This window comes from Chondromyces apiculatus DSM 436 (assembly GCF_000601485.1).
In the GTDB taxonomy this organism is placed as follows: domain Bacteria; phylum Myxococcota_A; class Polyangia; order Polyangiales; family Polyangiaceae; genus Chondromyces; species Chondromyces apiculatus.
The window spans coordinates 21,138-40,879 of the sequence record NZ_ASRX01000039.1; the positions used below are offsets into that span (position 1 = coordinate 21,138).

Annotated in this window: 20 protein-coding genes; 9 read left to right on the forward strand and 11 right to left on the reverse strand. The window is 70.7% G+C overall.

The features are described from left to right. Positions 1 to 32: 32 nt before the first annotated feature. The 5 genes from CAP_RS23540 to CAP_RS23560 all read right to left on the reverse strand — a co-directional run bounded on the left by CAP_RS23540 (position 33) and on the right by CAP_RS23560 (position 3,352). Complete coding sequence (locus CAP_RS23540; protein WP_044244886.1) at positions 33 to 464, reverse strand: hemerythrin domain-containing protein; 432 nt, start codon at positions 462 to 464, stop codon at positions 33 to 35. A gap of 85 nt (positions 465 to 549) precedes the next feature. After that, complete coding sequence (locus CAP_RS23545; protein WP_063748743.1) at positions 550 to 1,083, reverse strand: hypothetical protein; 534 nt, start codon at positions 1,081 to 1,083, stop codon at positions 550 to 552. 188 nt (positions 1,084 to 1,271) lie between these two features. Next, entirely contained in the window at positions 1,272 to 1,970 is a 699-nt protein-coding gene (locus CAP_RS55075) for a hypothetical protein (RefSeq protein WP_044244964.1), read from the reverse strand. 36 nt (positions 1,971 to 2,006) lie between these two features. Further along, positions 2,007 to 2,405, reverse strand: coding sequence for a YXWGXW repeat-containing protein (locus CAP_RS23555; RefSeq protein ID WP_231511643.1), 399 nt, complete (start codon positions 2,403 to 2,405; stop codon positions 2,007 to 2,009). Then, positions 2,387 to 3,352 (reverse strand): prepilin peptidase, encoded by a 966-nt coding sequence (locus CAP_RS23560; RefSeq protein WP_044244889.1) that lies wholly within the window; start codon positions 3,350 to 3,352, stop codon positions 2,387 to 2,389. Before CAP_RS23560 ends, CAP_RS23555 begins: the two co-directional genes overlap by 19 nt. A gap of 97 nt (positions 3,353 to 3,449) precedes the next feature. Here CAP_RS23560 and CAP_RS23565 point away from each other — a divergent pair, with 97 nt between their 5' ends. Then, positions 3,450 to 4,667, forward strand: coding sequence for a formylglycine-generating enzyme family protein (locus CAP_RS23565; RefSeq protein ID WP_156041090.1), 1,218 nt, complete (start codon positions 3,450 to 3,452; stop codon positions 4,665 to 4,667). On the opposite strand, the gene CAP_RS23570 is transcribed toward CAP_RS23565, so the two are convergent. The 5 genes from CAP_RS23570 to CAP_RS23595 form a co-directional block, all read right to left on the reverse strand. Then, positions 4,654 to 5,076, reverse strand: a complete 423-nt coding sequence (locus CAP_RS23570) for a CesT family type III secretion system chaperone (RefSeq protein ID WP_044244892.1) — start codon at positions 5,074 to 5,076, stop codon at positions 4,654 to 4,656. The genes CAP_RS23565 and CAP_RS23570 overlap by 14 nt on opposite strands. 65 nt (positions 5,077 to 5,141) lie before the next feature. Then, positions 5,142 to 6,344, reverse strand: a complete 1,203-nt coding sequence (locus CAP_RS23575; RefSeq protein ID WP_052375738.1) for a hypothetical protein — start codon at positions 6,342 to 6,344, stop codon at positions 5,142 to 5,144. Continuing rightward, positions 6,341 to 7,357 (reverse strand): alpha/beta fold hydrolase, encoded by a 1,017-nt coding sequence (locus tag CAP_RS23585; protein WP_081865187.1) that lies wholly within the window; start codon positions 7,355 to 7,357, stop codon positions 6,341 to 6,343. Before CAP_RS23585 ends, CAP_RS23575 begins: the two co-directional genes overlap by 4 nt. A gap of 187 nt (positions 7,358 to 7,544) precedes the next feature. Further along, positions 7,545 to 7,772 carry a TIGR04563 family protein gene (locus CAP_RS23590; protein WP_044244894.1) on the reverse strand — a complete coding sequence of 76 codons (228 nt, stop codon included), beginning with the start codon at positions 7,770 to 7,772 and terminating at the stop codon, positions 7,545 to 7,547. Between the two features lie 178 nt (positions 7,773 to 7,950). Further along, entirely contained in the window at positions 7,951 to 9,933 is a 1,983-nt protein-coding gene (locus CAP_RS23595; protein ID WP_044244896.1) for an aconitase family protein, read from the reverse strand. A 256-nt stretch (positions 9,934 to 10,189) separates the two neighbouring features. Here CAP_RS23595 and CAP_RS23600 point away from each other — a divergent pair, with 256 nt between their 5' ends. Genes CAP_RS23600 through CAP_RS23615 form a run of 4 tightly spaced genes read left to right on the forward strand, consistent with a single transcriptional unit; the run spans position 10,190 to position 15,434 of the window. Further along, positions 10,190 to 11,551, forward strand: a complete 1,362-nt coding sequence (locus CAP_RS23600; protein ID WP_044244898.1) for a protoporphyrinogen/coproporphyrinogen oxidase — start codon at positions 10,190 to 10,192, stop codon at positions 11,549 to 11,551. Continuing rightward, a complete protein-coding gene (locus CAP_RS23605; RefSeq protein ID WP_044244899.1) occupies positions 11,548 to 12,258 on the forward strand; it encodes a glycosyltransferase family 2 protein in 711 nt (236 codons plus the stop codon). Before CAP_RS23600 ends, CAP_RS23605 begins: the two co-directional genes overlap by 4 nt. 30 nt (positions 12,259 to 12,288) lie before the next feature. Continuing rightward, positions 12,289 to 14,181, forward strand: a complete 1,893-nt coding sequence (locus tag CAP_RS23610; RefSeq protein WP_231511644.1) for a glycerol-3-phosphate dehydrogenase/oxidase — start codon at positions 12,289 to 12,291, stop codon at positions 14,179 to 14,181. Continuing rightward, a complete protein-coding gene (locus tag CAP_RS23615) occupies positions 14,166 to 15,434 on the forward strand; it encodes an FAD-binding protein (protein WP_231511645.1) in 1,269 nt (422 codons plus the stop codon). Before CAP_RS23610 ends, CAP_RS23615 begins: the two co-directional genes overlap by 16 nt. On the opposite strand, the gene CAP_RS23620 is transcribed toward CAP_RS23615, so the two are convergent. After that, positions 15,424 to 16,746 carry a S41 family peptidase gene (locus CAP_RS23620; protein ID WP_044244901.1) on the reverse strand — a complete coding sequence of 441 codons (1,323 nt, stop codon included), beginning with the start codon at positions 16,744 to 16,746 and terminating at the stop codon, positions 15,424 to 15,426. The two genes, CAP_RS23615 and CAP_RS23620, sit on opposite strands and share 11 nt — an antisense overlap. A gap of 346 nt (positions 16,747 to 17,092) precedes the next feature. On the opposite strand from CAP_RS23620, the gene CAP_RS23625 reads away from it, so the two are divergent. From CAP_RS23625 to rpsT, 4 genes are all read left to right on the forward strand, one after another. Continuing rightward, positions 17,093 to 17,680: an RNA polymerase sigma factor gene (locus tag CAP_RS23625; RefSeq protein ID WP_044244903.1), complete on the forward strand. Its 588-nt coding sequence runs from the start codon at positions 17,093 to 17,095 to the stop codon at positions 17,678 to 17,680. Further along, positions 17,677 to 19,176 (forward strand): hypothetical protein, encoded by a 1,500-nt coding sequence (locus CAP_RS45395; RefSeq protein WP_052375744.1) that lies wholly within the window; start codon positions 17,677 to 17,679, stop codon positions 19,174 to 19,176. Before CAP_RS23625 ends, CAP_RS45395 begins: the two co-directional genes overlap by 4 nt. A 64-nt stretch (positions 19,177 to 19,240) precedes the next feature. Continuing rightward, entirely contained in the window at positions 19,241 to 19,438 is a 198-nt protein-coding gene (locus tag CAP_RS23635; RefSeq protein ID WP_044244978.1) for a hypothetical protein, read from the forward strand. 9 nt (positions 19,439 to 19,447) lie between these two features. Then, entirely contained in the window at positions 19,448 to 19,726 is a 279-nt protein-coding gene (gene rpsT / locus CAP_RS23640) for a 30S ribosomal protein S20 (RefSeq protein ID WP_044244904.1), read from the forward strand. Positions 19,727 to 19,742 lie beyond the last annotated feature (16 nt).

Genomic DNA, 19,742 nt, shown 5'->3' on the forward strand with positions numbered 1-19,742 from the left:
CGGCTCTGTCGAGGTTTCACGCTGCGAGGCCTTCAGGCGCCCTGGCGGACGGTGGCCTTCATGAGCTCACGCCATTCCTCGTGGGTCAGCTCGGGATAGATGTAGTCGCCCTCGAAATTTGTATGGTGCAGCATGAGCTTGGCCACGTGGACGATCACGTGGGCCACGTCTTCTTCCTGGGGTGCCTCGGCGAGCGCGCGGGCCGCGTCGCGGATGGCCGCGTGCTGCTTGCAAGCGACCTGCACTTCCTCGCCGAGGCCGTGATCTTCGAGGTGGGGGAAGATCGCCGACTCCTCGTAGCAGAAGTGCCGCTCCATGGGCCCGCGGAGGAACGCGAGGAGGCTCTCTCGCTCGATGGTCGCCGCTTCGCGCGACTGCTCTGCGAGGCCAATGAGCTTGTGCGCCATCTCGCGTGCGCGGTCCTCTTCCTGGAAGAGTTCCGCGAGCATCCGATCGTATTCCATGGCCTGGGGGGTGGTCGTAAACCAATTCCTCCGGGGGGTCGAGAGGCGCGAGGGTCGCCGCACCCGGAAGAACGCGTTCCGTCGTTCACTCGGCGGCGTCGTCCTCGGCGTCGGTGTTCTCGGCGGCAGCCTTCTTCGCCTTCTCGACCTTCTCGCTCTCGGCCTTCCTCGCCTTCTCGGCGGCGGCGCTGACACGGACGATCTCGGCGAGGCGGGAGACCACGCCGTTTGCAACCATGGTGAGGACCTGCTTCTCCAGGGCGGCGCGCTCGGCAGGGCGCCCTCCGAAGGAGATGCGCGACTTCGCGGTGGCGCCGCCCTGGATGCGGCCGATGAGGGTGCAGCTCACGCGGTGGACGTCGCCGCTCGCGGTCGAGGTGAAATGGACGATGCGGGCATTGAGGACGATGCGCTTGCCCTCGCCGAAATTGGCCTTGCGCGCGGCGCTCTGGAGGAGGGGCTTGAGGGCCCTGACGAGCTGGTCGTGGCGCTCCCCGGCCGGCGCTTCGACCGTCTTCCACGCGACCTTGGGCTTGTTGCGGGCCTCTCCAGGGGCCGGCGCCGCGACGACGGCGAGGCCCATGAAGAGCGCGAGGAGCCAGGTGGGAGCACGGCGCATGGCCGTTGCCTAGCGGCGACGCGAGGCGGTGGCCAAGTTCGCGCCTCGGCCCGGAGCCGCACGGCGCGCCTGTACTCCGTTTCCCAGGTTCGTCCCGGGTCCTCGGCTCGGCGTTCGAGCAAAGTCACGGGGGTAGCGACCATCGGGAGCGTAGGGACCGGAGGTCCCTGATCCAGGGTACGCAGTACCTAGAAATCGTGGTAGCCGAGGGGGGCTTCGGGGAGCTTGGCGGCGCGGGCGGCGCCGCGGAAGACGTAGTCGGAGTAGCTGTAGGGGCCGTCGGACCAGACCAGGAAATCCTCGGGGAGGACGCCCTCCGGCGCGCCGTCGCACAGCTCGGGCGCGGCGAGCACGGGGCCCTCCTGGTAGATGGGGGAAGAGGGGTGCTCGATCTCCTCTTCGGCTTCCTCCATGGCGGTGAGGGCGCCGGCGTGGCGCTCGGTGTCGAGGTCGTCGACGGCGTGGAGCTCCCAGTCGAGCAGCACCAGCTCGGGGTGTGGCGGCTCCTCGGGGCGCGAGGCGAAGGGCGCGTGCGTGGCGGGGGCGATGCCGGCGGAGGCGAGGGCGGCGAGGAGGCGCTGACGGTGGGCGCGCGCGGCGTCACCAGGGGTCCAGAAGGCCGTGAGCGCAGCGACGACGTCTTCGGTCTTCGCTTCGCGCCAGAGACGTGGGTCGCGGGAGGCGGGATCGAGGTCGGGCGCGCGGCGGCGGAGGGCCACGAAGGCCTCGGCGTGCGGCGCGAAGGTGGGGAGGTCGGCGAGCGCGACGTCGATGGCCCAGTGGATGCGGTGGTCCACTTCGAGGACGTAGCGGTGACGGCCGAGGGCGCGCAGGAGGCGGCCCACGTCGTCGGGGGTGCGCGCGGCGAAGGACCAGGCGAGCATCATGATGGGCACTCCCCTAACCCGAAACAGGCGCGGGTTTCAGCGCTTCTTGTCCGGGAAGTGCCAGAGGCCGCCGAACCAGACCAGGCCGCCGTCAGGGCGGCGCACGGTGGTGGCCGGCGCGTAGTAGGCGCCGGGGAAGGGCTCCTCCCAGCGGCCGGCGACCCAGACCCAGCGGCGGTTGTGCCACTGCCACTCGCCGTCGATCCAGACGGGGTCGTCGATGCCCTCGGGGGGTAGCGGGACGACCTCGACGTGCGCCGGAGGGGGCGGATAGGGGACGATGGCGAAGGGGTCGTTCTCGGTGTGGCGGCCGAGCTGCGGGGTGGGGATCTCGTTGCCGCAGGCGGCGGGCGAGAGCAGCGCGCACAGGATGAGCACGGCGCGCGCGCTCCGGAGCAGGTCGGGGGGACGCAGGGTCATCCGGTGTCGATCCATGCAAGGTACGCTCCGATGATGTCGCGGCCCACGAGGAGGCACTCGAGGGTGGCCAGCGCAAGGAAGGGGCCAAAGGCCATGCGGGCCTGGCCGAAGCCCTCACCGGGCTCCTCGGCGAGGGGGTCCTCGGCGAGCTCTTTCTCGGCCTCGGCGCGCTCGTCGTCGGTCATGGCGGCGAGCTCGGCGCGGATCTGCTCGCGCTCTTCGCGCACGGCCTCGGGCTCCTCGATGCGGCCGCGGACGAGCAGCACGGCGATGGCGGCGAGCGTGCCCTGAACGGCGCCTGCGCCGAGGACGAAGAGGGCGCCGCCCCAGCCGAACCAGGCGCCGGCGAGGACGAGGAGCTTGGCGTCGCCGAGGCCCATGCCGACGCGCCCTCCGCGCAGGCGTGGATAGATGACGACGAACGGGAGCCAGACGATGACGAAGCCCACGGCGGCGCCGAGGAGGGCGTCGAGAAAGCCGAGGTCGCGCAGCGAGGCGGTGGCGACGCCGAGCACGGCTCCCCCGAGGGTGATGCCGTCGGGGATGTACATGTGCTCGAGATCGATGAAGGTCGCCGCGAGGAGGCCGAGGGCGAGGGCGAGGTCGGCGACGTAGATGGCGAGGCCGCGCGCGATGGAGGTCTCGGGCGGGAGGCGGAAGACGATGGCCTCGACGATGGCGAGCGAGAGCAGGCCGCCGACGGCCTCGACGAGGGGGTAGCGGGCCTTGATCCTGGCGCCGCAGCAGCGGGCGCGGCCTCGCAAGAGGAGCCAGGAGAAGACCGGGATGTTGTCCCAGGCGCGGATGGGCTTCTTGCAGGCAGGGCAGGTAGAGCCGGGGTGCACCACGCTCATGCCGCTCGGGACGCGGTGGATGACCACGTTGAGGAAGCTGCCCCAGATGAGGCCGAAGCAGAGCGCGAAGGCGCGCAGGAACCAGGGGGGAAAGTCGGCGATGGTCACCTGGCACGCAGCATAGCGCGCGCTTTTTGACGGGGGGGGATTCCCGCACCATAACGCGGTCGCCGTGTGGACCCCGCAGAGGAGCAAGCTCGCCGCCGTGATCTTGGTCGCCACCGCCGCCGCGCTGGGAGGCTGCCGGCGCGCGGGCTCGGAGGGTGACACCGGGGGGGGCGCGTCGGACGGGGGCGCGTCCTTGACCCTGAACCCGCAAGGGAAGGTGCTGGAGGCCGCCGAGAACGAGGCGGCGACGGCAGGAAGCGCGGTGCGGCGCGCGCCCGCCGCGCCAGGGCAGGAGCGGATCGATGTCCCCGGGGGGAAGCTCACGGCGGGGAGCATGCCGGGCGACAAGGGGCGAGATCCGACGCTGGAGCCGGCACTGCTCGAGGTGGAGCTCGGGGGGTTCAGCATGGATCGGTTCCTGTACCCGAACGATCCAGGCAAGCCGCCGCTCACCGGGGTGACGCGCGCCAAGGCGACGGAGCTGTGCCAGCAAGCAGGGGGTCGGCTGTGCACGGAGCTGGAGTGGGAGCGGGCGTGCAAGGGGTCGGAGGGGTCGCCCTACGCGACGGGCGCGGCGTGGGATCCGGCGTGCGAGAAGGAGCCGGCGTCGTGCGCGTCGGGGTTCGGGGTGCTGGGGATGGGGGCGATGCGGGAGTGGACCGCGAGCGACGTGGGGGAGATCGAGGATCTGCAGGCGCGGGCAGGGGCGGTGCGCGGGGCGGCGCGCGGGGCGCCGGCGCAGGACCGGCGGTGCGCGCACCGGAGTGCGGTCGATCCGAAGGCGTCGGGAGACGACCTGGGGTTCCGCTGCTGCCGGGGGGCGCCGAACGCGGCGACCATTCCGTCACCCGGGTGGCAGCAGACGTACCGCAAGGCGACCATCACCCCGGCGCAGGTGGCGGAGATGATCGCGAGCGTGCCGCACCTGCAGGACATCGCAGGGGTGGAGATCAGCTTCTTCAAGGAGCCCGATGACGTGAACGCGGCGCTCGCGCGGAGCGATGGGGGGGCGCCGGCGAACACCACGTTGACGACGTCGCCGCTGCTCTGGAGTCCGGTGCCGGGCGAGGAGATCCTGGTGGTCGCGGGCAAGGCCGATAAGCACGCGTTCGTGCTGGCGTTCTACCGGTTGCCAGGAGACCGCTACCGGATCGCGTCGTCGCTGGTGCTGAAGGAGGAGAAGGGGCCGGTGGTGCTCGGGTTCAACGGGTACATCCGCAAGCGGCTGCCCTGGGCGACGTGCGTGGAGTGCCGCGGCGAGTCGGGGCACGTGACGTACCGCGACGATCACCGGGTGGTGATCATCCAGAAGTAGACGAGGGCGTGGGAGGCAGGGCGATGACGCCGGTCACGGCGCGGCGGTAGGTGGTGGCGTACTGGATGAGCCGCTCCACGGCGTCGGCGAGCTCGGACTGGTCGAGGGATTCGGTGGGGAGCTCGGCGCAGAGGAGCGGGGTGTCGTGCTCGTCGAGCGCGAACTTGACGAGGCGCATGTCGCGGTTGGCGCCGAGCAGGCGTAGCGGCAGCTCCTTGACGAGCCTGGCTTCGTCGCCGAGGACGTCGAGCATGGAGAGCACTACCCAGCTCTCGGCGTGCTGGACGAAGAAGGGCGGGAACGCAGCGACACCCTCCTCGCGCGGGCGGACGCGGAGCGTGGAGGGATTCTCGATGTCGGCGCGGTAGCCGAGCCCGTCGATCCAGCCCTTGAGGGTGCCGAGGTCCATGGTGGGGGACGATCTGGCACCAGGGCCGGCCGGGGATCAAGCAGCCGGCACGGGCGGGCCCCGGATCAGGGGGCCGGCGCGCTGGAGGCGAGGCGCGTGGCTCCGGCCGGCGCGGAGGCGCGGGCCTCGATGAGCGAGAGGAGGGTGAGGCGGCGCTCGTCGAGATCGACGAGCGTGCGGGGGGCGAGGAGCCAGCCCTCGAAGCCGGTGGGGAGCGCGGGGGGCTGGGCGAGGGGGGCCGGCGCGAGCGAAGGGGTGCTGCCCGGGGCGAGGAGGGCCGCAGCCTCGGCGCGCCCGAGCTTGCGCAGGGCGTCACGCAGCTCGGGAGGGAAGCGCATGACGGCGGCGAGGCGATGCATGAGGCGGTCGAGGGCGTGCTCGGTGACGCGCGCGGGGAAAGCCTCGGCGTTGTCGTCGAGGATCAGCGTGGCGGCGGCGTCGTCGAGGCGGAGGTGGCGGCGGAGAATGTGGCCGCTCAGGTAGTCGAGGACGAGGGACTCGACGTAGCCCCGGAGGAGCGGAGCGCGCTCACCAGTGAGGGGGAGGGGCGTGACGGGGGCCGCTGCCCAGCGCGCCCACTGGTCGACGTCGTAGGCGCCCTCGACGGCGAGGAGGCGGGTGCGGCACGCGCCGCTCGGGAGGCGGGGCTCCCAGGTGGGACCGGGCGGGCCAGGCGCAGGGGCCTGGGCGAGGGCCTCGACGGTGCCGTCGTTGAGGATGACGAGCTCGCGCAGGAGTTCGGGCGCGCCGTGCTGTCCTTCGGTGAGGGCAGCGATGTCGCCGAGGGGGATGCGGCGCAGGGCGGCCGAGGGGACGACGTGCGCGCCGAGGGCGGTGGCGAGGCGCGCGAAGGCGAGAGGGCGGCGCCACGCGCGGGAGTGGCCGCGGTGCGCGAGCTGCAAGGAGATGGTGCGCGGGGGGCCTCCGCCGAGGTCGAGCCGGGCCTCAAGATGGGCGAGGGAAGCGCGGTCGGAGGAGCGTGTGCACGCGGTGGAGGCGCCCCCGGGGAGGCGCAGGGAGAGGAGGCGGCCCGTGGCCAGCGCGCGCGCGGTGGGGTCGTCGGCGGGGTGGGGAGCGGCGGGGTGGGGAGCGGCGGGAGCCTCGGCGGGTGCGGTCGTGAACGAAGCGGGCACCACGGCGGCAGGCAAGGACGCGGTGGATGCCGCGGGAGGTGGGCGGGAGGGGTCGGCGTCGCGGTTCGCTGCGGGAGAAGGCTGGCAGCCCGCGACGAGGAGCGCGAGGAGCGCGACGACGAGTGCCGGCCTCATGCCCCGCGGGCAGGCGGCTCGGCGAGCGTCTCGGTCACGGGCGAGGGAGACACTTGCTCCCGCTCCGGGGAGGAGGACGTCGGCGCGAGGACCCGCTCCTGGAGGAAGTGCTCGACGCGCTCCCGCACCAGCTCCTTGCGTTCGAGGGGGACCACGTGGGTGCCGCCAGTGACCATCAGGAGCTCACCCTGGGGGAGCATGGCGGCCATCTCCTCGGCGAGGCGGGAGGGCGTGAAGGAGTCGCGGTCGCCGCCGATGACGAGGGCCGGGATGTCGAGCCTGGGGAGGAGGTCGGAGGCCGAGTGGTCGCCCGCGCTGCGCAGCATGCGCAGGAACATCAGGGCGTCGATGTCGACCATGTGCCGCATGTAGGGCATGAGGTCTTCGGGGGTGATGGAGCGCCGATCGACCTCGCCGGTGAGGAGCGCGAACCGGAGCGCGAGCGGCGGGGGGAGGCGGCTCCACAGCGCCCGCGCCAGCTCCGGGCGGGCCTCAACGCGCTCGATGACGCGCGGGAGGATCTGGGCGAGCACGTCGGTCCCCTTGAAGGAATGGGTGACCCTGCCGGGGGCGCCGCAGATGAGCACCAGGCCGCGCACGCCGCCCGGGTGGTGCCGCATGTGCTCGAGCACGACCTGGCAGCCGAAGGAGTGGCCGATGAGGACCACGGGCTCCTGCGGCGCGGAAGACGAGGGGCCGAGGGGCGAGGGATCGCCCGCGCCGATCGCGGCGCGCACGGCGGCGAGGTCGCGGGCGTGGTCGGTGACCTCGATGGCCGAGGGGTCTACCGGCAAGCCGCTGCGGCCGTGACCCCGGTAGTTCCAGTGCGCGAGGTCGACGAGGCCCGCGAGGTCGTTCCAGAGGTACTTCCAGATGAACCCGTCGCAGGCGATGCCGTCGCACAGCACGGCCCGGACACGCGCGCCATCGCCCGCAGGAGGCTCGTCGCGCTCACGGGTGCGAACATAAATGCGTGTGCCGTCGTGTCCGACGGCGAACTGCTCACGAACCATCGCGCCTCGCGCGGGCCACCGCACTTGCGCGGCAGCCGCGCCAGTACCTTGTACCCTGAATCAGGGGCCCGTGGGCCCCTGCGCTCCCGATGGTCGTGGTCCCCGGCGTCTTCGTAGATCGTCGCGTCGATACGCCGGGACGAACTCGGGAACCAGGGACAACCAGGGACAACCAGGGACCAGGGGACTAGCCCGCGTCCTCCTCGTCGTCTGCCACGTCGTTGACGCTCGGGAGCTTCTTGATCTCCACCCGCGCCAGCTTCCAGGCACGCTGCACGACCCAAGACAGAGAACGATCGAGCCTCGCCGCCTCCTCTTTGATCTCCTGCAGCATCGACTCCGGGAAGTAGAGGCTTTGCTTACGTTTATCAGTCTTAGGCGCTTCGTTCTTCGCCAGCGTGTCCTTGTCGGTCATACGCTCTTGAGGCTCCCGGTTCCGCTACGCGTGCGTACGTTACCGTACGGGCCCCTTCCGTGAAAAGGTTTCGTTTTTCCGGCCAACTATTTCTTGGGGTGCCCGTAATTACCGCCTTGCTGCCGTCTGATCCAGGCTTTTTCAGGGCGCGTTGCGGTGAAGGAGAACTGCGACCGTGTCACAGGTCGGGGCTGACGATGCGGCCCTCGATGGCGCTGGCCGCCACCACCAAGGGGCTCGCGAGGTACACCTTTCCGGGGCCGCTTCTCCCAGGGAAATTGCGGTTGATGGCGGACACGGTGACCTGATCGGGGCTGTTCGAGACGCCGGGACCCGCCTTGATGCAGGCGCCGCACGAGGGGTCGACCAGCTCCGCGCCGGCCTTCTGGAAGATGTCGAGGTAGCCCTTGGACTCGGCGTATCGGCGGATGTCCTGCGAGCCGAACTGGATGTAGAGGTGGACGCCGTCGGCGACGCGGCGCCCCTGCTCCACGGCGCGGCGGAGGACCGAGGCGTACATGTCCATGTCGGCCTTCTTGCCGCCGGTGCACGAGCCTCCGTAGGCGATGTCGATCTTGACGTCTCCGCCGGTCACGTCGCGGAGCTGCCCGAGCGGCACGCCGTTGCGGGGGTCGCCAGGGGTGGCGACCATCGGCTCGATGCGGTCGAGGTCGATGTCGAAGGTGGCCATGTACTCGGCCCCCGGGTCGGCGCGGACGATGCGCGCGCGCACGTCGTCGGCGCGGAGCCCGCGCTGCTCGACGAGGTAGCGCACCACCACCTCGTCAGCCTCGATGATGCCGGTGAACCCGCCGGCTTCCACGGCCATGTTGGTGAGGGTGGCGCGCTCGTCGAGGCCCATGGCGCGGACGCCGTCGCCGGCGAACTCGAGGACCTTGCCGATGCCCTCGCCGCTCTTCCAGAAGGGCTGGGAGAGGAGGTAGAGCATCACGTCCTTGGCCGTGACCCCGGGGCGCAGCTTGCCCCCGAGGTTGAAGCGCGCCGACTGCGGGACCGCCACCCGGATGTCGCGGGTCAGCCAGGCGTTGGCCATGTCCGTCGAGCCGACGCCGAACGCGAAGCACCCGAGGGCGCCGGCCATGCAGGTGTGGGAGTCGGTCCCGGCGACCACCTGGCCCGGCAGGGCGAGCTCCTCGATCACCTTGTTGTGGCAGATGGCCTCGGAGCCGACGGTGCGGCCGTCCCGCACCACCTCGCCATAGAGCTTGATCCCCTGCCGCTCCGTGAAGGCCTGCTGCACGGTGGCGAGGGAGGCGGCCTGCTCGCGGAGGCCGAGCTTGATGTGCGCCTCGGGCATGATGCGGTCGAGGAAGGTGAGGTGGTCGCGGAAGGCGTAGACGGTCTCGGGTTCGGTCACCTGCGCGTCGGGCCCGAGGCTGGCCCGGAAGAGCGACTCGGCCATCGGGGTCACGTACTCGTGCGAGAAGCGGATGTCGGTGCGGATGAAGAGCGCGTCGCCGGGCGCGACCGCCGGGACTCCGAACTCGCCCGTCTTCGCGTCGACGATGGCGTGGGCGGCGATGATCTTCTCGCAGAGGGTCATCGGGCGCGGGGCGGTGTCGATCCTGGGCGGGGACACCTCGCCCGCGAGGCGGGCTTTGTTGTAGGTGAAGAGGCCGCCGTACGCGACGACATCGGCGCTGATCGGGTCGAGGCCGCGGGTGAACTCGTCGATGGCGATCTCCTCGCCCTTCTGGATGCGGTCGAGGATGGAGAAGTCGGTGGTGGTGAGCAGGCCGATGTTCTGGCAGTTCTGCCCGTAAATCTTCTCGATGCTGCGCGCGACCACGAGCTTCACGCCCGCCTCCATCTCGGAGTACGGCGCCGTCTCGCGGGAGCTGCCGCAGCCCTTCGAGCGGCCGCTGACGATGACGCCGAAGCCGCCGTTCTTGATGGAGTCGCGCTCGACGACGTTGCCACGCAGGCCGACCAGGCAATACCGGGCGAGCGTCTCGTCGTAGTAGTAACAGACCCAGCCCGGGGTGATCTCGTCGGTGGAGATGTTGTTGACGAGCGGTTCGCGCGCAGGATCCACGGCGACGTCCTCGCCTGCGAGCTGACGTTTGAAGGTCTCCAGGTCCTCGGTGAGGTAGAGGATCCTTCCCTGGATCTGGACGGATGTGCGGCGCGGAATGGGCATCGAAGACCTCTGTGTCCTCCGTAGCCGCTCCGGCGCTGAGCGCCAACCTTGAGATCCAACTGGTTGTCACGGCGCGCCGCGTCGCCCGGGTCGCAGAGGCCGCGGGTGCGCTTGACGGAGCGCCGACAAGGTGGTCTGGTCAGCGCCGAATCGCGCCCAGGGCCACCTCGGCAGCCCCGGACATCTGGCCAGAACGACAGGCCGCGCGCGGACTCCTTCACGGGCTGCGCCTGGCAGGCCGGCTCGCTCGATCTGGATGACCCGACTCAGAACCCGAACCCCAGTGGCCATCCTCGGCGCCGGGCTGACCGGCATGTCGGCCGCCTACCACCTCGGTCGCGCAGGGGTGGCGTGCCGGCTGTTCGAGCAGCTTCCCCGGCCCGGTGGGCACGCGATCACCTTCGAGGAGGAGGGCTACCGGTTCGACCGCACCGGCCACCTCCTCCACCTGCGCGACCCCGAGATCCGGCGCCTCGCGCTCGGGTGGATCGGGCCCGATCACCTGGAAGTAGAGCGCGCGTCGCGCATCTGGTCGCACGGCGTCTACACCCGCTACCCCTTCCAGGCGAACACCTGGGGGTTGCCGCCCGAGGTGGCTTACGAGTGCCTGCTCGGGTTCATCCGCGCGCAGGCGGCGCATGCTGAGCAGGCGACACAGGCGGGGGGGAACGCGCGCGGGCCGCGCAACTTCGAGGAGTTCTGCCTCCGCCACTTCGGCGAGGGGATCAGCCGGCACTTCATGATCCCCTACAACGCCCGGCTCTGGGGGGTACCCGCCACCGAGATCACGGCCGACTGGTGCGCGCGCTTCGTGCCGCTGCCGCGGCTGGAGGACGTCGTCGCGGGGGCCGTGGGGATGCAGGGGCCGGAGCTCGGCTACAACACGCGCTTCGTGTACCCGAAGCGGGGGATCGGGCAGCTCGCGGAGGGGCTCGCGCGCGACCTGCCCCGCGAGGGCGTGTGCAGAGGCGCCGAGCTGGGGCGCGCGCCGCAGGCAGTGGACTTCAGGGCGCGCGAGCTTCTGTTCGAGGACGAGGTGGTGAGCTACGACGTGCTCCTCTCGTCGGCGCCGCTTCCAGCGCTCGTGCAGTTGCTCGTGCAAGCCCCCGCCGAGGTGACCCGCGCAGCGGCGGCGCTCCGCTGCACCCATCTCTACTACCTCGACGTGGCGCTCGACGCGCCCTGCGGCAAGCCGCTGCACTGGGTGTACGTGCCGGAAGCGAAGTACCCGTTCTACCGGGTGGGGTGCTACTCGAACTTCTCGCCGGAGATGGCGCCGCCCGGCAAGGCGGGGCTCTACGTGGAGCTGGCCGATCGGTCCCCGCCAGAGATGGAGAAGCTCCTGCCCGAGGTGAGCTCAGGGCTGACCGAGATGGGGCTGATCGACGGGCCCAGCGTCGTCCGCTTCGCGCGGTTGCGGCGCATCGATCATGCCTACGTGGTCTTCGACCATGCCTATTATGCGTCGCTGGAGGTGGTGCGTCCCTTCCTCGCGGGACAGCAGATCCTCTCGGCGGGCCGGTACGGGGGGTGGAACTACTCGTCCATGGAAGATGCGCTGCGCTTCGGTCGTGACGCGGCGGAGGAGGCCATGACGCTGCTCGGAGGCCGAGGATGACGGCGCCGGAGATCTCGATCGTCATCCCCGTCTACAACGAGGAGGCGATCCTGCACGCCGCCGTGGTGGACCTGCGCGAGCGGCTGCTGCCGCTCGGGTGGAGCTACGAGGTGGTGCTCGCCGAGAATGGGTCGCGCGATGCCACGGCCCAGATCGGCGCCGACCTCGCCGCGAAATACCCCGAGGTGCGCTGCCTCTCCACGGGCACGCCGAACTACGGCGCCGCGCTCCGGCAGGGCATCGCGCAGTCGCGGGGGCGGATCGTGATCTGCGAGGAGATCGATCTCTGCGACACGGCCTTCCACCAGCAGGCGGTGCGCGCGCTGCGTGCAGGGGAGTGCGACATGGTGATCGGCTCCAAGCTGATCGCGGGCGCCCAGGACGAGCGCCCCTGGGCGCGCCACGCCGCGAGCCAGCTCTACAACGGGTTGCTGCGCGCGACGCTCGGGTTCCGCGGCACGGACACCCACGGGCTCAAGGCCTTCCTGCGGGAGCCTCTGCTCCCCGTGGTGCGCGCTTGCATCGTCGACCGGGATGTCTTCGCGAGCGAGCTGGTCATCCGCGCCTACCGCGCCGACCTGCGGGTGCGCGAGATCCCGGTCCGCGTCCTGGAGAAGCGCCGGCCGTCGATCAACCTCACCCGGCGCGTTCCGCACGTCCTGCGAAACCTGGCCCGGCTGACCTGGGCGATCCGTGTGCGGGGCTGACGTGGCGTAGGCGTGCTATACGGGCCGATTGTGAGCAAGCCGCAAGAAAGCGCCGATTGGCTCCCCGCTCCCGCAGACTGGGGCGGCACGGCCCCACCTGGTTCGCCCGGTGACGAGGCGGACGGGGATCAGGCCCCGCACGTGCAAGCGTCACCCGTCCGCCTGCGCCGGGACGACACGGACGTGGACGTGGTGGTGATCGGCGGCGGGGTGAACGGCGTCGGCGTCGCGCGGGATGCCTCGCAGCGCGGGCTGCGGGTGGCGCTGTTCGAGAGGAACGACCTCGCGTTCGGCGCGAGCGGGAACTCCAGCGGGATGATCCATGGCGGACCCCGCTACCTGACCAACGACCCGCACGTCACCGAGACCTCGTGCCGCGACTCGGGGCACATCCAGGCGATCGCGCCTCACCTGCTCTTCCGCATCCCTTTCCTCGCGCCCGTCGAGCGCAGCGCGAGGTCGCGGGTGATGTTCACGCTGATGGACGCCTTCTTCGAGGCGTACGACCGCTATCAGCCCTTCAAGCGCGGCAAGCGGCACGCGCGGCTCAGCGCTGACGAGCTGCGGCAGCTCGAGCCCGGGCTCGCAGGGGACCTGATGGGCGGGTTCAGCATGGACGAGTGGGGCATCGACGGCGCGCGGCTGTGCGTGGCGAACGCGGTCGATGCCATGGAGCGAGGCGCGAAGGTCTACGTGGGTCACACCGTGGAGCGCGTCGAACGACGGGAAGACACCGGCGCCGTCGTGGCAGTCCGTTACCGCGACCGTCACACCGGGGCGGGCGGGCGGCTCCGGACCAGTGTGGTGATCAACGCGACGGGCGCGTGGTCCTCGATCACCGCGGCGCTCGGCGGGCTCCCACCGACGGCCTCGCGGGTCCGGCCCGGCAAGGGGATCCACATCGTCTACGACCGGCGGCTCACGAGCTACGCCATCATGGGACAGACCATCGATGGCCGGCAGATCTTCATGTGCCCCTGGGAGAACGTGACCGTCATCGGCACGACAGACGACGACTTCTACGGAGACCTCGACGGCGTGCGCGCGAACAGCGAGGAGGTCCGTTACCTGGTGCAGGGGATCGCGCGGGTGTTCCCGGCGATCCGGAACGCGCGCGCCATCGGCACCTATGCGGGCGTGCGTCCCACCTTGCACGCTTACGGTCCGAGCGAGGATGAGCTGTCGCGCGATCATCAGATCATCGACCACGCGGTCCACGGCGCCCCGGGTCTGTTCTCCATGATCGGGGGCAAGCTCGCGAGCTACCGGCTCTTCTCGGAGGAGATGGCCGACGTCCTCGCGAAGCACTTCGGGATCGGCTTGCGCTGCGCGACGCACGTCACGTCGCTTCCCGGGGGCGACGCCACGGTGGATCCGTTCGCGCTCGCAGAGCGCGCAGGCATCGACGCGGTCGCGGCGCGTCGGCTGGTGTACCGCCACGGGTCACGCGCACTCCACGTCGAGGAGCGGATGAAAGCGCGGCCGCGCGAGGCCGTCGCGGTGTGCCCTTGCGAGCCGGTGACGGAGGCGGAGGTGCGGTACACCGTCCGCCACGAGCTGGCGCGGACCGTGGATGACGTGTCGCGGCGCACCCGGCTGGGGCTCGGAGCCTGCGGCGGGATGCGCTGCGCGGCGCGATGCGGGCAGATCGTGGCCAGCGAGCGCGGGCTGCCTCCCCGAGAGGGCATGCGGCAGGCGATCAATTTCCTGGAGCGGCAAGCCCTGACCCGCGTGGTCGCGCTCGGGCCGGAGCAGGCACGGCAGGAGGCGTTGGCGATCGCCAGCGTGCGCTCCGAGCTGGGCCTGATGGGCGACGACGACCTGGCGACCGCGCCGGCGTGGCGGCAGATCGCGCAGAGCGAACCTGGAGAGCAGAGCGCGCACTCGCGGGCTCAGGGAGAGGTCGTGTGCCCCGATCCGTGATCGTGATCGGCTCCGGCGTCGCCGGGACCGCCGCCGCTTGGGGCGCCCGGGGCAGGGGCAGCAAGGTGGTCCTGGTGTCTGCCGGCGCAGGGGCGAGCGCGTTCGCGGGCGGCGCGGTGGACGACGTCCCGTGGGAGCAGCGGACGCGGGCGGCGCACGCGCTGGGGCTCGAGGCGCATGCCACGGCAGCCAAGCTGCCCGGCGCGCTCCTGGAGTTTGTGGGCGCGCTCGGGGTGTGGGATGTGCCCGCCGCGCGGGGATGCTACCTCGCCACGATGGCGGGTCGGGTCCGACCTGCCCGGGGGCGCGACCGTGCCTTGCTCGACCTCGAAGCGCTGGGTCGTGGTGGCCGGGTCCTCCTCCCGCGGGTGTCGCGGCCAGGGTGGGACGCAGACGCGCTTGCGCGGGCCCTCGGGGACGACCCTTTCGCGAAGGCGCTGAAGCTCCAGTTCGAGGCGGTCGATGCTCCCGTGCTGCGCTTCGACGAGGAGCGACGCGTCACCGACGCCGATCTCGCTGCGCGGCATGACGACCCGGCGCGGCTCGCGTGGCTCGGTGAGAGCTTGCGAAGCGCCGTCGCTGAGGGGACCGGTGTCGCGGCGGTGCTGCTCGGGCCCTGGCTGGGCCTCGGCCTCGGTCGCGCCGACAAGCTCGCCGCCCTGGTGGGCTTGCCGGTGGGGGAAGCGCTCATCGGCGCCGGCTCTCCGGCCGGGTTGCGCTTCGAGGTGGCGCGGGATGCGCTCTTCAAGGCGGGTGGGATCGAGGTGATCTCGCGGCGGGTCCGGGCCGTCGGCGTCGCCGGTGGAGACGCCTCGGGAGGTACGGCGCGGTTCGCGGTCAGCCTCGAAGAGAAAGACGCTTCGCTCCGTGCCGACGCCGTGGTGCTGGCGACCGGGGGGGTGAGCGGCGGAGGTGTGATCTACACGCCTGCCGAGCATGGCGCCGGCGCAGACCTGCCCTCGGGAGGCCGGGTCCCGTTCGCGCTCTCGCTCACCGCTCCCGTGCGGCTCGGGGATGGGCGCGGGGCGCTCGAAGCAACGAGCTCTCTCTTCGGTCCTGCCCTCGACACGGTGGCGTGGCCGACCGGTAGCAGGCAGAGCCTGCTGGAGGCCGTGGGCGTGCAGTGCACGGGGATTCGCGCAGCACACGGCCTGTTCGCGGCAGGCGACGCGATCGCCGCCCGACCCCGCACGGTGCTCGAAGCTGCGGCCACCGGCTGGCACGCTGGCGTGGAGGCTGCGTCTACCGGGTGACCGGAACTGCCTTGAGCAGGGTCTGGTAACCGACGGAGAGCACGAAGTCCTTGCCCTTCGAGGGATCGGAGGGGACGTCGCGGCTCATCTCCAGCACGGTCCCGGCGATCGTGATCACCGACTGGGATCCACCACCGAGCGCGGTCTCTTCAGCGTCCAGGTGACCCTCGAGATCGCGCTCCCGCATCACCTCTGCCGGGGTTCCGCCTTTCGCTGGCTGTATCAGCACGTCGGGTCGCACGCCCTGCGCCTGGATCGATCGGCCGCTCGGCGTGTAGTAGCGCATCGTGGTCAGCCTCATCCCGGCACCTCCAGGCAGCTCGAAGATGGTCTGCACCGATCCTTTGCCGAAGGTCGTGTTGCCGATGAGGGTCGCGCGCCGGTTGTCCTGCAGCGCTCCGGCCACGAGCTCTGAAGAACTCGCGGAGTACTCGTTCACCAGCACCACGACGGGCAGCGATGCGAAGGCTCCCCCGGAGGTCGCGCGCGCTTCGTCCACCACCTGGTTGCGGTGGCGGGTGGAGTAGATGGTCCCTTCGCCGAGGAATTCGTCAGCGACACCTTCGGCCTCGTCGACGAGACCCCCGGGGTTGTTGCGCATGTCGAGGATGACGCCCCTGAGCGGCGTCTTCGACGCAGCGCGCAGCTTGCTCGCGCTCCGGAGCAGCTCCTCGTGCGTGCCTTCCTGAAACTGCTTCAGGCGGATGTACGCCACGTCCTTGTCGAGCCGCTTGGCCACCACGCTGGTCACGTGGATCTCCTCACGCTTCAGCTCGAAGCTGATCGGCTCGGCGACGCCTGGACGGCGAACGAGGATCTTCACCTTCGACCCCGCGGCTCCCCGCATCATGGTGATCAAGCGGTCCAGGCGCTCACCGCGCGTTGGCTTGCCGTCGATGGCGACGATCTGATCACCCGAGCGGATGCCCGCGCGTTCCGCTGGAGAGCCCTCGATGGGTGCGATCACCATCGGCGCCTCGTCCCGGAAGTCGACCTCGACGCCGATGCCGCCGAACCGTCCCCCCGTCTCCTCCTGGAACGCCGAGAACTCTTCTGCGTTCATGAAGGCGGAGTGAGGATCGAGCTCGGCCACCATTCCCTTCACGGCCCCCTCGACGATCTTGCTGCGCTGCGCGGGCTCCACGTACTGGTTCTCGACCAGCACCAGGACCCGGGCGAGCTGCTCGAACGGCGCATAGGGGCTCTGCGCTTGCGAGGTCGCTCGAGCCAGATGCGAGGTGACCACGCCGCCCGCGAAGGCGGCGAGGGTGAGTCCGAGCGTGCGCAGCCACTTGCCGGCGGAGGGTCGCATTGGCCGGACGATAGCAGGGCAAAGGCGCCGAGCCCGAGCCGAGCCACCCCGAGCCGAGCTGTCCGGTGAGCGCTGCCCCTCCGGTTCCCCGCCGTCCCTCGGAGATCCCCCCTCCTCTGCCGGGTGCAACCAAAGAACCCGGCGCATCGTTTGTCCCAGAGGGAGTGATGGGCTATCTTCGCGCGCCGCAGCTTGAAAGTTACCGCCTCATCGCCTCGATCCGCGTGCGGAAGCCTTGCGCCGTCAGGGATGCTTCCTGTACGGCCGACAGGCTGGCGCGAGTATCCGGTAATGACTTTGCCCTCGCTCCCCCGCTGGAAGGCTCCAGCACTCCGAGGCGCCTAGGATGGTCCAACCGACCGACCGAGAACTTGTCGACCAGGCCCGAGGCGGCGACGCAGGCGCTTTCGGCTTGCTCGTCCGCCGGCACCAGAAGCGCATCTTCCGTCTCGCGTTCCACCTCGTGCGATCAGGTGCGGAGGCGGAGGACGTGACACAGGAAACCTTCGTGCGCGCCTACCAGGCCCTGGGTCGCTTCGATGGGCGGAGCGAACCCTTCACGTGGCTCTACCGGATCGCCGTGAACCTCTCGCTCAACACGATCCGCGCGCGCAAGCCGACCCGTGACTCCACGTCCTCGGACGACCCTCGCGTGGAAGGGCTGCTCCGTGAGACGCGGCTCACCTTCGGCAGCGATCCGGCCACCGCCTCGCAGCAACGGCAGCTCGCAGCCGCACTCTGTGACGGAATCGATGCGCTCTCGGACACCCTGCGGACGACGTTGATCCTTGTGTGCATCGACGGAATTGCGCACGAGGAGGCCTCGAAGATCCTGGGGTGCCCGGAGGGCACGGTGGCCTGGCGCGTCCACGAGGCGCGACGCAAGCTGCGTGAGTACCTCGCGGCGCGAGGTTTCGGAGGGGACGCCGTATGAACCTCGACCGCAAGCTGGATCTCGATGGCGTGCTCCGTGACTGGCCCGCTCCCGATCTGGGAGACGACGCCGCGTGGGAGGAGCGCGCCGCACGCATCACGCGCGCAGCCACGGCAGGGGCAGCCGCGCGGGAAGCAGACTTGGAACTGGTGCTCGCTGAGCCCCCCCTCGAGCCCGAGCTGGGGGAGCCCAGGGAGCAGCCCACACATGCGCAGGTAAGGCAGGCAGGAGAAACGAAGATGTCTCAAGCTTCAGACGATCAGGACGAGGGGCGACCGTCCATTCCGGAGGCGCGCAGCAGCACGGCATCGATCGCTCCGGGCAAAAAGCGCATGTCGCTGAAAGAGATGGCGGAACGCGCGAGCCAGTCGGGCTTCGCAGGTCCGCCGAGCCGCACCAGCGACCCCTCCGTCTCGATCCCTCCCGGGCGAAACTCGGGCGCGCTCTCCACGCCGATCCCTCCCGCGATCTCGACGCCCCTCCCTCCGGCGCTCTCCTCGCGTCCTGCCTCCATCCCGCCGGCGGGGAAGCCGGCGGAGGCAGGCCGTGAAGATTCCGGCGTCATCAACCTGAAGGCCGTCACCGACGCGGCTTCGCCTGAACAGAAGGCGAAAGCGGCGAAGGCGCAGCCTGCCTCCTCGGACCTGGACTTCGACGATGCTGCGTCGCGCGACGCTGCCGAGGGACCCAAGGCCGAGCGACGTCCGGCCGCCGTGCCGATCACTGCGGCGAAGAAGAAGGGCTCGAACGGCCTGCTCGTCGGCGCCGCAATTGCCGTGGTGGGACTCGCAGCGTCGTTCGCCATCCTCCGGGGTCCGAGCAAGCCCGCGGAACAGCAGCCGCAAGCTGCGGCGCAGCCCGAGCAAACCGCGCCCCAGGCAGCCGCGAAGCAGGCAGCAGAGACACCGGCTGCGGCACCCACGCCCACGCAGCCATCGGCGATGGATCCCTCGCAGTTGCCAGAGGCGACGGCGGCCACCGAGAATGGCAAGCTGGCTCAGGGCCCCGCGGGAGCCGCTCCTTCAGGGGCAGCCGCCGCGGACAGTGCAGCCCCCGCCGCTCCCGCTGCCACGGTTGCCCAGGCCTCCACCGCAGCCGCTGCCAAGCCCGCAGCGGGTGGGAAGCCCGGGGACCTGAACAGCGCCATGCAGGCTGCCGTGGGCGATCAAGCAGGGAAGACCGGCGAGACGGAGGCGCCCGAACCTGCTGCCGGCAGGCCCCTCAACCAGACGGTGCCCGAGCAGCCTCCCCAGGGGTCGATCCAGGCGGCCATCCGTTCGGTGATGCCGAGCGCAAAGGCCTGCATCGCTGGCGCGGACGATGTGTCCAAGGCCCAGGTCACCTTCTCCTCCTCCGGCACGGTCACCAGCGTGAGCGTGACGGGCTGGGCTGCCTCTCACGGTCAGTCGGGCTGCGTCAAATCAGCCTTCCAGGCGGCGAAGGTGGGGGCATTCTCCAAGCCGAGTTTCTCGGTCCCCGTGACGATCCGGCCCTGATCACGCGAGCACACCCGAACAACCCATTGACATGAGGGGTGACGAGGCTATGCTCCGCGCCCCCATGGTTTCCGCGACGCAGCAGACCAGCCGAATCCGACAGCGCAAGGCACGGAGGGAAGGCACCGTACGCAAGCGCTACGAGCGCGCGCACGGGACGCCCAAGTTCCCGGTGCACCTCCCGGGCTACGACCCGAGCGCGCCGGACGCCCCCAAGACCGCCACCCAAAGCACGGCGGCCCAGACCGACGCGAAGAAGTAGGAGCTTTTCATGGCCAACCACGCATCTGCCGAGAAGCGCAACCGCCAGCGCATCAAGAGGACCGCGCGCAACCGCGCTGCCAAGAGCGAGCTTCGTACGGCTCTGAAGAAGGCCCGGAGCTCGGTCAAGGACTCGGTGGCCGAGGCCAGCACCGCTGTCATCACCGCCCAGAGCGACCTCGATCGTGCCGCAGCCAAGGGGATCATCCCCAAGGAGCGTGCTTCGCGCCTGAAGGCCCGCCTCGCAGCGAGCCTGCACAAGGCGTCGAAGTCCGCCACCGCAGGCTGATTTTCTCGTTCACCGC

Excerpts from the sequence above, each read along its gene's own strand:
- CAP_RS23620 (WP_044244901.1), bottom strand. The coding sequence starts at position 16,746 with ATGCGACCCTCCGCCGGCAAGTGGCTGCGCACGCTCGGACTCACCCTC.
- CAP_RS23595 (WP_044244896.1), bottom strand. The coding sequence starts at position 9,933 with ATGCCCATTCCGCGCCGCACATCCGTCCAGATCCAGGGAAGGATCCTC.
- CAP_RS23545 (WP_063748743.1), bottom strand. The coding sequence starts at position 1,083 with ATGCGCCGTGCTCCCACCTGGCTCCTCGCGCTCTTCATGGGCCTCGCC.
- rpsT (WP_044244904.1), top strand. The coding sequence starts at position 19,448 with ATGGCCAACCACGCATCTGCCGAGAAGCGCAACCGCCAGCGCATCAAG.
- CAP_RS45395 (WP_052375744.1), top strand. The coding sequence starts at position 17,677 with ATGAACCTCGACCGCAAGCTGGATCTCGATGGCGTGCTCCGTGACTGG.
- CAP_RS23605 (WP_044244899.1), top strand. The coding sequence starts at position 11,548 with ATGACGGCGCCGGAGATCTCGATCGTCATCCCCGTCTACAACGAGGAG.
- CAP_RS23625 (WP_044244903.1), top strand. The coding sequence starts at position 17,093 with ATGGTCCAACCGACCGACCGAGAACTTGTCGACCAGGCCCGAGGCGGC.
- CAP_RS23600 (WP_044244898.1), top strand. The coding sequence starts at position 10,190 with ATGACCCGACTCAGAACCCGAACCCCAGTGGCCATCCTCGGCGCCGGG.
- CAP_RS55075 (WP_044244964.1), bottom strand. The coding sequence starts at position 1,970 with ATGATGCTCGCCTGGTCCTTCGCCGCGCGCACCCCCGACGACGTGGGC.
- CAP_RS23555 (WP_231511643.1), bottom strand. The coding sequence starts at position 2,405 with ATGGATCGACACCGGATGACCCTGCGTCCCCCCGACCTGCTCCGGAGC.
- CAP_RS23585 (WP_081865187.1), bottom strand. The coding sequence starts at position 7,357 with ATGGTTCGTGAGCAGTTCGCCGTCGGACACGACGGCACACGCATTTAT.
- CAP_RS23540 (WP_044244886.1), bottom strand. The coding sequence starts at position 464 with ATGGAATACGATCGGATGCTCGCGGAACTCTTCCAGGAAGAGGACCGC.
- CAP_RS23575 (WP_052375738.1), bottom strand. The coding sequence starts at position 6,344 with ATGAGGCCGGCACTCGTCGTCGCGCTCCTCGCGCTCCTCGTCGCGGGC.
- CAP_RS23635 (WP_044244978.1), top strand. The coding sequence starts at position 19,241 with ATGGTTTCCGCGACGCAGCAGACCAGCCGAATCCGACAGCGCAAGGCA.
- CAP_RS23590 (WP_044244894.1), bottom strand. The coding sequence starts at position 7,772 with ATGACCGACAAGGACACGCTGGCGAAGAACGAAGCGCCTAAGACTGAT.
- CAP_RS23570 (WP_044244892.1), bottom strand. The coding sequence starts at position 5,076 with ATGGACCTCGGCACCCTCAAGGGCTGGATCGACGGGCTCGGCTACCGC.